The organism is Trichocoleus sp. ST-U2 (assembly GCF_039961875.1).
Classification (GTDB): Bacteria; Cyanobacteriota; Cyanobacteriia; order Cyanobacteriales; family FACHB-T130; genus FACHB-T130.
On sequence record NZ_JAMPJY010000003.1, the window covers coordinates 252,133 to 264,749 of the forward strand.

At 46.3% G+C, this 12,617-nt stretch carries 11 protein-coding genes; 6 read left to right on the forward strand and 5 right to left on the reverse strand.

Annotation, left to right across the window (positions count from 1 at the left end; genetic code table 11):
* Positions 1 to 29 precede the first annotated feature (29 nt).
* Entirely contained in the window at positions 30 to 470 is a 441-nt protein-coding gene (locus tag NC996_RS03490) for a late competence development ComFB family protein (protein WP_190438669.1), read from the reverse strand.
* A gap of 214 nt (positions 471 to 684) precedes the next feature.
* On the opposite strand from NC996_RS03490, the gene NC996_RS03495 reads away from it, so the two are divergent.
* Positions 685 to 1,998, forward strand: a complete 1,314-nt coding sequence (locus tag NC996_RS03495) for an NB-ARC domain-containing protein (protein WP_190681749.1) — start codon at positions 685 to 687, stop codon at positions 1,996 to 1,998.
* A gap of 67 nt (positions 1,999 to 2,065) precedes the next feature.
* Entirely contained in the window at positions 2,066 to 4,501 is a 2,436-nt protein-coding gene (locus tag NC996_RS03500; protein WP_190681751.1) for a bifunctional serine/threonine-protein kinase/ABC transporter substrate-binding protein, read from the forward strand.
* 367 nt (positions 4,502 to 4,868) lie between these two features.
* Here NC996_RS03500 and NC996_RS03505 read toward each other — a convergent pair whose 3' ends face one another.
* Together NC996_RS03505 and hemW are read right to left on the reverse strand one after the other, a co-directional pair.
* Positions 4,869 to 5,585 (reverse strand): rhomboid family intramembrane serine protease, encoded by a 717-nt coding sequence (locus NC996_RS03505; protein WP_190681754.1) that lies wholly within the window; start codon positions 5,583 to 5,585, stop codon positions 4,869 to 4,871.
* Between the two features lie 65 nt (positions 5,586 to 5,650).
* A complete protein-coding gene (gene hemW, locus NC996_RS03510; protein WP_190681757.1) occupies positions 5,651 to 6,913 on the reverse strand; it encodes a radical SAM family heme chaperone HemW in 1,263 nt (420 codons plus the stop codon).
* Positions 6,914 to 7,279: 366 nt separating this feature from the next.
* Between hemW and NC996_RS03515 the strand changes: the two genes are divergently transcribed.
* On the forward strand, positions 7,280 to 8,359 hold the full coding sequence (locus NC996_RS03515) for a PIN/TRAM domain-containing protein (RefSeq protein WP_190413113.1): 1,080 nt from the start codon (positions 7,280 to 7,282) through the stop codon (positions 8,357 to 8,359).
* Positions 8,360 to 8,497: 138 nt separating this feature from the next.
* Here the strand turns inward: NC996_RS03515 and NC996_RS03520 are convergent, their stop codons facing one another.
* Together NC996_RS03520 and NC996_RS03525 are read right to left on the reverse strand one after the other, a co-directional pair.
* Positions 8,498 to 9,739 (reverse strand): VWA domain-containing protein, encoded by a 1,242-nt coding sequence (locus NC996_RS03520; protein ID WP_190681759.1) that lies wholly within the window; start codon positions 9,737 to 9,739, stop codon positions 8,498 to 8,500.
* Complete coding sequence (locus tag NC996_RS03525; protein WP_190413110.1) at positions 9,736 to 9,945, reverse strand: hypothetical protein; 210 nt, start codon at positions 9,943 to 9,945, stop codon at positions 9,736 to 9,738. Before NC996_RS03525 ends, NC996_RS03520 begins: the two co-directional genes overlap by 4 nt.
* 262 nt (positions 9,946 to 10,207) lie before the next feature.
* Here NC996_RS03525 and NC996_RS03530 point away from each other — a divergent pair, with 262 nt between their 5' ends.
* The 3 genes from NC996_RS03530 to NC996_RS03540 all read left to right on the forward strand — a co-directional run bounded on the left by NC996_RS03530 (position 10,208) and on the right by NC996_RS03540 (position 12,358).
* Complete coding sequence (locus tag NC996_RS03530; RefSeq protein ID WP_190413108.1) at positions 10,208 to 10,867, forward strand: ATP-dependent Clp protease proteolytic subunit; 660 nt, start codon at positions 10,208 to 10,210, stop codon at positions 10,865 to 10,867.
* A gap of 114 nt (positions 10,868 to 10,981) precedes the next feature.
* A complete protein-coding gene (locus NC996_RS03535) occupies positions 10,982 to 11,578 on the forward strand; it encodes an ATP-dependent Clp protease proteolytic subunit (RefSeq protein WP_190413106.1) in 597 nt (198 codons plus the stop codon).
* 174 nt (positions 11,579 to 11,752) lie between these two features.
* Positions 11,753 to 12,358 carry a J domain-containing protein gene (locus NC996_RS03540; RefSeq protein ID WP_190681762.1) on the forward strand — a complete coding sequence of 202 codons (606 nt, stop codon included), beginning with the start codon at positions 11,753 to 11,755 and terminating at the stop codon, positions 12,356 to 12,358.
* Positions 12,359 to 12,617: the final 259 nt, after the last annotated feature.

Genomic DNA, 12,617 nt, shown 5'->3' on the forward strand with positions numbered 1-12,617 from the left:
AACTGATGCTAGAGGTGGCTGGCATTAGATTAGCGCGATCGCCGACCATCTGCTTTATGAATGCCCCCTAATCCAAAAAGCGATCGCACCCAAGAAAGGGAGAAATCGGAGCTTTTGGCTTGTTCAACATCTACATCAGATGCACTCTCTTCGAGGTTTTCGGCGTTTTCTGCGGAAGGGAGAGAATTTACCATGTTCAAGGAATCTTGTTGCACCGCCGCCAATGCTTGACCCACCGCCACGATAATCTGAGGTGCTAACTTAGCTTTAGCCCGTTGCTGTTGTAGATACCATCCTCTGGGACTGGTCGCATACAGGGCTGGCAGACGATTCAGGGCGTAAGCGATCGCATGGGCTGGATTGATATAGTTGACCAACTTTGGCGGTAACTGCTGAAGTTGTCGGTGTACTTCCTGAGCAACTAACAGTTCCATGACATTGCAGTAGGTTAGAACTTGATTCGGTTGCATAATCTTCTTAAAGACTGAGCTGGCGATCTCTATAAAGAAGGACAGACGTTAAAGAAGGCGATCTAGCGCCTTATCCTCTCAGATTGCCAAAGACGCTTTCGCTTGACGGCTCACTTTTTTGCTGACTCTTTGGCTCAGTTTTCAGGGTACGACTGCGATCGCTACACCGAAAGGTGAGCCAGAATAAGCGAGAATTGTGGTAAAGAGCTTAACTATGGCGGGGTCTCTCAGAGCATCTGCACGGGGACTAGAAAGCGTTGATAAAGCCCGAAAAAGGAAAGGTTGGACAAAAACAATGACCGTTTCTTGGTGGCAGGCTGCCCTAACGACCCAGGCAACCTTGAAACGGTTTTGGCAGAAAAAACCTATTCACCAAGAGACCTTTATTAATATTTGCCAAGCTGTCGGGATCGGCAACTGGAGGGAAATTGTTGATTCAGGTGCCGTTGAAGAAGCAGAAGCGCGTGAAATGCCTATACTCGATTGGGGTGAAGCGCCTGATGTCTCTGGTTTCTATGGGCGCACAGAAGAACTCGCTGTGCTTGAGAAATGGATTGTCGCTGATAGTTGCCACCTAGTAACCCTGTTCGGCATGGGGGGAATTGGTAAAACAGCACTATCCGTGATGCTAGCCGAGCAAATTCAGAATGAGTTTGATTATTTCATCTGGCGATCGCTCCGTTCTGCCCCATCAGTCGAAGACCTGATCGCAGACTTGCTCCGATGCCTCTCCAACGAGCAATCAACCGATTTACCAAAAGATATTGGTCGCCGAATCTCTCAGCTAATTGAGTCTTTGCGATCTCCCAAAGGAACAAACCCTTCCACAGGTTCCCATCGATGTCTGTTGATTTTGGATGAAGTCGAAACGATTCTAGGTGCTGGTCAAGCAACTGGGTATTATCGAGAAGGGTATGAAGGCTATGGCGAACTATTCAGACGAGTGGGAAGAGAGCGCCACAACAGCTGCTTAATGCTAATCGGTCGAGAGCAACCGAATGAAATTGCATTAATCCAGGGAGAAACTCCAAGCGTTCGTTCATTACTGCTGTCCGATCTCAATGATACATACGCTTGGCAAATATTTAGAGCCAAAGGTTTGTCAGACGAGAACCACTGGAAAAGCCTTTTTCAAATCTATCGAGGGAATCCCTTAATCTTAAATATTATTGCCAGTTATATAAAAGACTCATTTGCTGGTAAAGTTTCTGATTTCTTAAAGCTAGAAACAATATTTTTAGGCGATATTCATCTAATTTTAGATACTTCCTGGCAACGGCTATCAAATTTTCAAAAAGAAATTATGTTTAAGTTAGCGGCTAATCTCAACCCCAGCTCTATCTTTAAATTAAAAGAAGAAATCAATCTAACGGTTTCAACTTCTGAAATCATGGAAGCGATTCAAGCATTAGAACGTCGTTCGCTGATAGAAAAGCAAATCGAAGGGAATGAAGTTATTTATACGCTTCAGCCAGTTGTGAGAAGGTATGTTAAAAGAAAAATTGCTAAGCGAACGGTTGAACAATAAAGTTATTTTCCGAGAGGAAGTTATAATTCTATAACATTCCCACTCAAATCGGGATAGTGTGTTTGCCGTGAGTTATTGCATCAATCCTAACTGCCGCAATTTCAACGAACCTGGTAATCAAAGCACTTGTCCTGACTGTGGCTCTGAAAGTTTAGTAGAAGGGCGCTATCGGGTCATCCAACGTTTGGGCAAAGGAGGCTTTGGTCAAACCTTTGAGGTGGAGGACGTGCGTCGGGAAGGTATAAAAAAAGTCCTAAAAATTTTGCTTACTGATTATGAGAAGGCAATCTGCCTATTCCAGCGGGAAGCCGAAGTTCTAAAGAAGTTGAATCATCAAGGGATTCCCAAAGTAGAGGCAGATGGATACTTCCAGTTATGTCATCTAAAGAGCGAAAAGCCCTTGCACTGCTTGGTGATGGAGAAAATTGAGGGGATCAACTTAAAAGAATGGTTGAGCAGCCGGAACCATCAACCCATCAGCCAAAAGCAAGCGATCGCCTGGTTGAAACAACTGGCAGAAATCTTACAGCAAGTGCATCAAAGCAACTATTTTCACCGGGATATTAAGCCGTCTAACATTATGCTGCGACCTGATAATCAACTGGTGTTGATTGATTTTGGCGCAGTCCGCGAAGCCACGGAAACCTACTTACACAAGTTAGCCGGAAGAGATGGCACAGCAATAATTTCCCACGGCTATACACCCCCAGAACAAGCCGATGGTAGAGCTGTTTCCAGATCTGATTTCTATGCTTTAGGACGCACCTTCGTTCATTTGCTGACAGGCATACATCCCCATGACCTTCCTGAAAACCCCCAAACAGGTCAGTTGAATTGGCGAAACAGTGCCCCACAGATTTCACGAGAGTTGGCAACTTTAATTAATGACCTGATGGCTCCTTTCGCAGGGAATCGACCTGAAAATGCCCAAGAAATTGTGCAACGTTTAGAGGAAATTGAGACGCAAATCAACAATCATCGGCGGACACGATCTCCCGACGACACGCTTACTTTGCTTCCTGAAGGCAATTGTTCAGACGAAGAAGTTACCAGGAGTATCAACTCAGGCAATTTAAGGCTTGTACTCATTTGGGTCGTGAGTGCAATTCTTTTGACAGGACTCGGAATAATTATCTATGCGCTTGTGAAACCGCCGAAGGCTTGTGATTCCAATCTTGCAGACAATGTAAGTTGTGGAGAAGAAGTTTTAGTTCCCAGTTTGAAAGGCGCTCTCAAGCAAAAAGGCGTGCAAAAATTTGCCAGCGGTCAATATGCTGAGGCGGTTGGTTTATTAGAACAGGCACGGAGCGAACAGCCAAGCGACCCGGAAATTTTGATTTACCTGAATAATGCCCGATTGATGGATAAAAAGGAAAAGGCATACACGATTGCTGTTGCCGCTCCGATAACCAACAATCCAAACAGAGCGTTGGAAATTCTACGAGGAGCTGCCCAAGTCCAAAATGAAATCAATCAGGGTCAAAGGATTAGTGGTAAAGGGCTGAAAGTAGTCATCGCAGATGATGCCAATAATCCTGTCAAAGCTAAACAAATTGCCGAGTCATTCGTGTTGAAAAAGGACATTTTAGCGGTCATCGGTCACTATGCCAGCGAAGTGACACTGGGAGCGATCGCAATTTATCAACAGCACGGGTTGGTATTAATTTCTCCAGGTAGCACCTCGGAAGACCTCTCAGAGTGGAGCCAAAAGAGCGAACACGTTTTCTTTCGCACTGTACCCAGTAATCGCGTGAATGCCCAGGCTTTGGCTAGCTACATGATCCAAGCCAATCAGCGAACAGCCGCAGTCTTTTACTCTGGCACAAGTAATTACAGCAAATCTATCCGAGATCAATTTCACGTTAGCTTCCCCGCAAGTAGAGGACGGGTAAGAGCAGATTTTGAACTGTGCAAAAAGGACTTCAATGCTGTTGAGGCGATTAACCAAGCACAAGCAAAAGGAGCGACTACGCTGGTCTTCCTTCCGGATGGTCAGACCTGTCCTTTTTCTTTTCAGAATGTCTTAGCGGTGATTAAGGCAAATCAGGGTCGTTATCCGATGGTGGGAGCATGGGCTGTTTACAGTTCTGAGATTCTACAAATCGACCCTAAATATGTAGTCGGTCGCCTAGTAGTAACAGTCCCTTGGCATTCCTTGAGCAGCCCCAATCCAACGTTTCCCAAAGAATCTAAGCAGTTATGGAAAGCGGAAGTGAGTGGGCTGACCGCTACGACTTATGATGCAGCTCGTGCGTTAATAACGGCTTTAGCAAAAAAACCTCAACCGAATCGTTCTGATGTGCGGCAGGCTTTATCGGCTCCTGACTTTCGGGCCAATGGTGCAATGGGGATAATTAGTTTTCGCGGTGGAGATCCCAATGAGCCGATCTTTACATTGGTCAAAGTCGTGCCGTCTAACTGCTCGCTTTATGGTTTTAAGTTTGTACCTGTAGACTATCCCCCAGATAAACTTAAGGAAATAGAGCGCGGTTGCAAAAACTAAACATACTTATCCGAATGCTCTAGCGGATTGTAACAAATCCAGCCTTTTCAACCAGTTATTGACCCCGATCTGTTAGCAGTAACTTGGCGTAAGCTTCCCCAGATCGTTATTCAATTTGTTCGTTTTTTTTAACAATTACTGATAATCGGCGAGTTAGAGGATATTGACCATTCGAGAGTACTACCACTTGTGTAGAGCGTTTAATGTCATTAAGTCTCTATTTGAGTTCGTTATTCATCGTCAAACCTTTAACTTTCCAAGCTTTTTACCTATGGTGGTTTCTCTCAACTGAATTAGGCTCGCTATAGAAATCAGCTCTATCAGCTTCTCTCCTCTAATTCTTATGAGTTCTCTGCGCCTCAGGGATTCATTTTTTATCGATACTTCTTTTCAACAGCAACACGAGAATGGCACCAAGTGCTAACCCTACACCATGTGCCCAATACCCAACGCCCAAGGGATTGACACCACCGGAAATATTTAAGCTACCGATTCCATAAAACATCTGCTGAATAAACCACCAGAATAGATAAAACAAAGCTGGCAGTTCAATGGGGATAAACACAATTACCAGTGGCAAAATGGTATCAATTTTTGCCTGGGGAAAACTCAGAAAATAAGCTCCGAGGACAGATGCGATCGCGCCATTGGCTCCAATTAATGGCATCGTCAAAGTAGAGTCTAGTAAAACTTGTACTATGCCCGTCAAAATGCCACCCAGCAAATAAAGTAGTAGAAATCGTCGGTGTCCGAGAAGATTCTCTACACTCTTTCCAAAAACAAATAAAAATAGGATATTTCCTAAAATTTGACCAAAGCTGCTGTGGAGAAACATCGCCCAGAACAGGGAACTGGAGAACATCAGCAAGGCAACCCATGCTGCTGGATTTTCCCCACTGAGGACATCTGAAATCACAGCACTTATTCGGGCAGGAACGATACCCCAGTGTTGGACAAAAGCGCTCAGTTTACCTGCAAACTCTAATTTTAACTCCCACAGAAACAAAGCAACATTGATTCCGATCAGGGCGTAATTAACAATCGGTTTGCTGCGACTGGGGATGTTATCAGCAATAGGAATCATGAGGATTTTAGATTTTAGATTTTAGCTTTTGGGTGAATCATCAATCCACACTCTTGCCCTCAAACTTATCCTAGCTCGCTAAACAAATCCGCCAAAATTACATTGGAAAATAAAAACCCTTCCGGATCGGTTAATCTTAATCGTCCCTTCGGTGGGAGTTTCTGGGCGTCAAGCGCGATCGCTTTCCCGCTTTCGCCGACAATTTCTACCCAACCTTGCTGGTAGTAGGGTTGCAAACACGTCCAAATTTGTTGCAGCGTCTGTTTGCCAAACTGTTCAGCTAAGGTTGATAAACTGAGACCCTCTGCTAGACGCAGCCCCAGCATCAAGGTTTCCAACAATACTTCAGATGTCAATGTTTGAGGACAATCCCACACGCCACCTGCTGTGACTATCTGTTGCACCCATTCGTAATATTCCCGTGTTTTGCGGGGACGGGTGAACCGGCACCCTTGCAAATGACTGGCGGCACCCATGCCAAAGGCATAGTAGGGGCGATTTTCCCAGTAAACTCGATTGTGGCGGCATTGATGACCGGGTTTGGCATAATTAGAAATCTCATAATGTTCGTAACCAGCACTGGTGAGAACTTGCTGCGCCAGTCGATACATCTCGGCAGCCATTTCATCGGTGGGAAGCGGTTTGGCACCGGGTTGATACTGACGCCCAAAGGCAGTAACTGCCTCGACTTGGAGATCGTAAATTGAAATATGAGTGGGCGCGATCGCTACTGCGGTTTCTAGAGATTCCTGCCACTGTTCCAACGTCTGATGCGGCAACCCAGAAATCAAATCTAAGCTAAATTCGGGAACCCCCACTTTGCGGACTAGCTCCACAGCTGCAAAAATATCAGAGACAGAGTGCGATCGCCCGCACACTTCCAATAGTTCTGGCTGAAACGCCTGTACCCCCAGACTGATTCGATTCACTCCAACTGAGCGGTAGGCTTGAAGTTGTTGCGAGTCAAAGGTGCCAGGGTCCATCTCCATCGAAATTTCAGCATCGGTGGCAATACCAAAACCAGCATCAAGTTGAGTCAAAATTTGCTTGAGTTGTTGCACCGATAACAACGAAGGAGTACCACCTCCAAAAAAAACTGTTTTTAGGGAATTTCCTTGTACTGGTGTAACTTCAATTTCTTGGCACAATACCTCAACATACTGCTCAATTGTGCCAGAGTTCTTACCAGTCTTGCGATCCCCTACCACAGACACTGGAAAATCACAGTAAAAGCACCGGCGTCTACAAAATGGAATGTGGAGATAAGCAGAGCTGGGGATACCCAAATTAATATTTTTTGCGTCCGGGATTAAATAATTTAAGACCATATTTGTATCAATACTCAATATAGCGATGAAATCTTTAAATGTTTGATTAACAGTTGTTACTTTACTGAATTGTTGTCAGGTCTTTTCTTCTCTTAGCAAGAATACGTCAAGCCTATACCCCCTCTTGTTTCCTGCCTTTTAGAAGCGACATGATTGGCTAATTTTTCAGAATTGTTCTTTTAATAAATAAAGAGGTGGCTTCATAAAAATAGCTCAAATTGGATTAAATGCTGGTGCTAAATCAATGGTCATCCGCAAGAGTGAAGTCAATAACACAAAAGATATAATAAAACAAATGTAAATTTGTATCAGTTCTTGAGAGCCGCTTTCAGGAATTGAAGCAATCATCCCAAATAACTGGAAACCATGCTTGACGCAATCATTATTATTTTATTCATCCTAGCAGCGGCGGGAATCGGGTTCGACGCGATTGAATTACTACCTAGCGGTGCCCTACATCAAGTCAGCAATCAGGACGCTTTACGCTGGGTCTTCGCCGGGTTTGCCGCCCTGGTTGGGGGCGCTGCCGGTTTGCTCGTGCAGACGACCTATCGACGCTTGGAAAAGAGAGTCCGGGAAATGCCGATCGAGGTCATTTTGACCAGAGCTGTCGGTTTGGTGATTGGCTTATTAGTTGCCAACTTGATGCTGGCACCCGTTTTCTTACTACCAATGCCCTTCGATTTTGCTTTTATTAAGCCTCTTGTTGCCATTTTAGGCAGTGTCATGTTTTCCTACTTGGGAGTGACTTTAGCGGATACCCACGGTCGTTCCTTCTTGAGGCTGATTAGTCCCCACAGCGTGGAAACGATGTTGGTGGCAGAAGGAACCCTCAAACCTGCCTCGACCAAGGTTTTAGACACCAGCTGCATCATCGATGGTCGCATTGAAGAACTGCTAAACACTGGCTTTATCGAAGGTCAAATCCTCGTACCCCAGTTTGTCTTGCAGGAACTGCAACAACTGGCAGATGGTTCCAACGATCTGAAGCGAGTTCGGGGACGGCGAGGGCTAGATATCCTGAACCAGATGAAGGATGCTTACTCAGAACGGATTGTAATCCACTCCGCCGATTACGATGAAATTCCCAAGGTGGATGCGAAGTTAGTCCGGTTGACGCAAGAAATCAACGGCACTTTGCTCACCAACGACTACAACTTGAGTAAGGTTGCTACTTTGCAGAAAGTGCCGGTGCTGAATATTAACGATTTGGCTCAGGCAATTCGGGCAATTTATCTGCCTGGTGATAGCTTGGATATCAAAATTATCAAGGGTGGCAAGGAACCAGCTCAGGGCGTCGGCTACCTGGATGATGGAACAATGGTGGTTGTGGAAGACGGGCGCGACTACATGGGTGGTGAAATCCGAGTGGTTGTAACCAGTGCCTTGCAGACTTCGGCGGGGCGAATGATTTTTGCTCGCCCTCAAGCGTCTGTTGTGGCTTGAGTAGCTTGAAGTGGCGATCGCCACTGGTGGCACCTAGAAAGCCCACAAGCACCACTCTTAAAATCTCACCGCCAAGAAAGTACGCAGAGGTAAATTGCTTCCTCTGCGTACCTTGGCGTACCTTTGCGTTAAAAAAACCTACTCCTGCAAAATAGTTTTAGAGACGATCCGTGTCTTCTTCCTATCTGCTTCCGAAAGTTCTTCACCTGATTGCAAGCGAGTAGCACTGGTTTGGAGAACCGTCGCGCCTCCCTTGTCTCCCATTTGCAGGGCGGTTTTGGCGGCAGTTTGTAACATCGTCGCTGCACCCACGCGATCGCCTTGCTGCAATTTCGCCTCTGCTAACTGAGTTTGTCGGTATTTCGCCAACGCCAAAATAGACTGTTGCACCTGAGGATTGGGTGCGGGTTGGTAACTCCGGACAACATTCGCCTCAACTAAGACTTGTTGAGAAATTAGCCCCATTTTATCCTGGGCGGGATCGTCGTAACGGACTTGCACCTGGGCGATCGCTTGACGCCCTTCCGCTAGCTGGCTGACGTAAAGATTCGCCAAAATGATTCGCGGCACATCTTTCATCAAGTCTCCCAGACGTACCGTATAGCGATCGCCTTCTTGTTGCACCGGCAGTTCAATGGTATCTGGAGCAACTTGGGCGATGGGTTTGAGTTCCGCTAACCGTACCTTCGGCATTAACGAAAGTGATAAGTAGGCATTTGTCAACCCCACCGCAGAGATTCGATTAAACAAGCGTCCAAACTCATTAACTGCTTGTTCCGGACGCTCAATATAGGACAGCGTACCGCCACCCGCATCAGCAATTTTTTCCAAAACATCCTGGTTCCAGTGAGCGCCAAATCCCAATGTATTCAACGTCAGGTTGTAGCCAGTCGCCACTTGGGCAAATTTCAGACAGCGGTTGTTGTCGCCATGCTCATTTTCGCCATCTGTTAACAGAAAAGCTTGAGAAACCGTTTCCTTTTTGCCCTTCGCCAGTTCTTCAATTCCCAGTTTTAAACCCTCATCAATCGCCGTACCCCCATCTGCACTGAGCCGATTAATCTGTTTCTTAATATTTTCTGGGTTGTCAATGACTTGGTTGGGGACAAGCACTTTGGCTTTGTGATCGAAGGCGACAACCGAGATGCGATCGCCCGGTGTGAGACGATCCACCAGACCGATCGCTGCCTGTTTCACCGTTTCCAGGGGGCGTCCATTCATCGAGCCACTGTGGTCGAGAATTATGCATAAATTGAGCGGGGCACGATCTTCAAGATCCCCAGCGATCGCAGAAATAGAAATTTCTAGTTGACGCTGGCTACTCGTTTGAGTCGCGTCAATATTCATATCATTCAAAGCAGGCTGTAAACCAACTCTCATAGCACGCTCATTCCTGGCAGAACAAGAAGGGATCGGAGTAACCACAAGACTAAACGCTGACGCTCCGGAAAGGGAACCATAAAATTACCCCAACCGCGACCGGGCTTATTTTCTACAATAGCTTGCAGCCCAACACGGCGGAAGCAGCCAGCCAAAAGATCGCAATTCTTTGCAGAGGAAAACGCGATCGCTGGGGTGGATTTCACCCATCACCTTTCGCAAAAACCGATACTTAAACTCAGGTTTCTCTGTTTAAAAACCCAAAAATTAGAAGCGTTTAAGACCCATTTTCCGGCGTCCCCTCCCAAAAAGCCCGCTGACAGGCGCTAAAGCGACATCAAGCCACCCTCAACCTGACTAAAAGCGGTAAGGGGAGTAAAACTGCTAGAATCCAGTCAGTACGGTGGGGCACACCGGAATTAATGTCAAATTAAAGATAGCACCACTATTGCAGCTTTCCGATACGCCATGAACTCACCCATCCAGGCTGTTCAAGCTCCCTACGGCGGCGATAGCTTCTACCGAACACCGCCACCAGACTTACCGTCCCTGATTTTAAAGGAGCGGATTGTCTATCTGGGAACGCCCTTGGTGCCAGAGGTAACGAAACTAATCATCGCCCAACTGCTGTTTTTGCAGTACGAAGATCCAGAAAAACCGATCAAAATCTACATCAATTCCACCGGCACCTCGCGTTACGACGGCGAACCTGTTGGCTTTGAAACCGAAGCCTTCGCCATCTGCGACACGATGAACTACATCAAGCCGCCCATTCATACCATCTGTATCGGTTCGGCAATGGGAATGGCGGCAATGCTACTCTCTGCTGGGACTAAAGGCTATCGCGCTAGCCTGCGCCATGCCACGATTATCCTGAACCAGACTAAGAGCTACGCTCGCGGTCAGGCGACGGATATTCAAATCCGAGCCAAAGAAGTGCTGGCTAATAAGACAACAATGCTGGATATCCTATCGCGCAATACAGGTCAGACCCCTGAAAAAATTGCCAAGGATATGGATCGACTCTTCTATATGACTCCGGAGCAAGCTGTGGAATATGGCTTGATCGATCGGGTTCTAGAGTCCAAATCAGATTTACCAACACCACTTCCCGCTGGTGTCATCTGAAGAATTAAAAATTAAAAATTAAAAATGAAGAGAATTCAAATTTTTAATTTTTAATTTTGCATTTTTAATTCTTTCGATACCAATTTTCACTTTTTACGAACGGAGTTCTACATTATGCCTATTGGCTACCCTAGAGTTCCCTACCGGATGCCAGGGGGACAATATACCGAGTGGATTAACATCTACGATCGCCTTTACCGGGAACGGATTATTTTCATGGGCGAAGATGTTGATGATGAAATGGCTAACCAGATAATTGCCGTGATGCTTTATCTGGATTCGGAAGATCCGGGCAAGGACATCTATCTCTATATCAACTCTCCGGGTGGCGTAGTCACTTCTGGCATGGCGATTTATGACACCATGCAGCACATCAAATCAGATGTGGTGACAATTTGTGTAGGCTTAGCGGCATCAATGGGTTCGTTCCTGCTGACCGCTGGGACAAAAGGTAAGCGTCTCGCTTTGCCTCACTCGCGGATTATGATTCACCAACCTTCTGGTGGTACGCGGGGACAAGCCACAGACATTGAGATTGAAGCGAGAGAGATTCTACGGATTCGTCGCCAGCTGAATGAGATTTATTCTCACCGGACGGGTCAGCCTATTGAGAAAATTGAGAAGGACATGGATCGTGACTTTTTCATGTCTGCTCAAGAAGCGAAGGAATACGGTCTAATTGACCGCGTTATCGAAGAACGTCCGAAGTAATGAGTGATTAGCTGTTAGCTGTTAGCTGCTTGACGGGTGGGTAGTCGCAATTGTAAACTTGGGCTTCCAACAAGATTCTCAGAAGCTAATAGCTAACCGCTAAAAGCGAAGGGCTAGAAATAAACTCCCGACTATCAACAAAGATTAAAGCCTAATCGATAGATGATTCCTCTGATGAACCTCGCAGATTGTTACCGGGTGTTGGGGTTAAGATCAGGGGCATCTTTTGCAGAAATTAAAGCGTCTTACCGACGTTTGGCACGGCAGTATCATCCCGACGCAAATCCTGGCGATCGCCAAACGCAGGATAAATTTATAGAGTTGACGGAGGCTTACAAGTTCCTCCTCGGTGTAGTAGATAAGTCTGAGACGGTTGAGAAAGTATCCAATCCAGAACAGACTGCTGCACCGCCTCCTCAACCTTCCGTCACGAAGGTGACTCGCAAAGAGACGCCCGTTCAAAAACTCCCAGACTTGTCGATAACTGAGCAACAGCTGAAGTGGAGTTCTTATCAGCAGTTGCAGCAGTTGCTGAAAAATCGCCGATTTCCCCGCGCGATCGCCCTCATCGAAGGACTCGCCCAACGTCTGCCAGAAGATCCAGAAGTGCGTCAGTGGCAAGCGATCGCTTATCAACGTTGGGGGCGTCAGCTGATCGCTGAAAAGCAACTCGAAAAGGCAAGAATTTATCTAAAAAAAGCCCTGAAAACCGACCCCCACAATCGCTCTCTCTGGGCAGAAGTGGAACGAGATTTTCGCCGTTTAGAGCAGATTTTTTAGCTTTACTTCGCTGCAACCAAATATCTTCAATTGGGTTCTGCTTGGGATTCTTTGGGAGCAAAGCGAATGCAAGTGATTTTCCAGTTGGACTCCTCGAAGCCTTGATTAACCGACTCTAAGGACTCTCTCACCGCTTGTGAGCCATTAGACCTCTTGCAAAAGTCGTCGCTGGGGTAATATGGGGTCTAAAATTAGGCGATTGCTAGCTGCCGGTCATAAGTTTTACTCATCTTACCTTTGACTGAGCCGAAGTTCATAA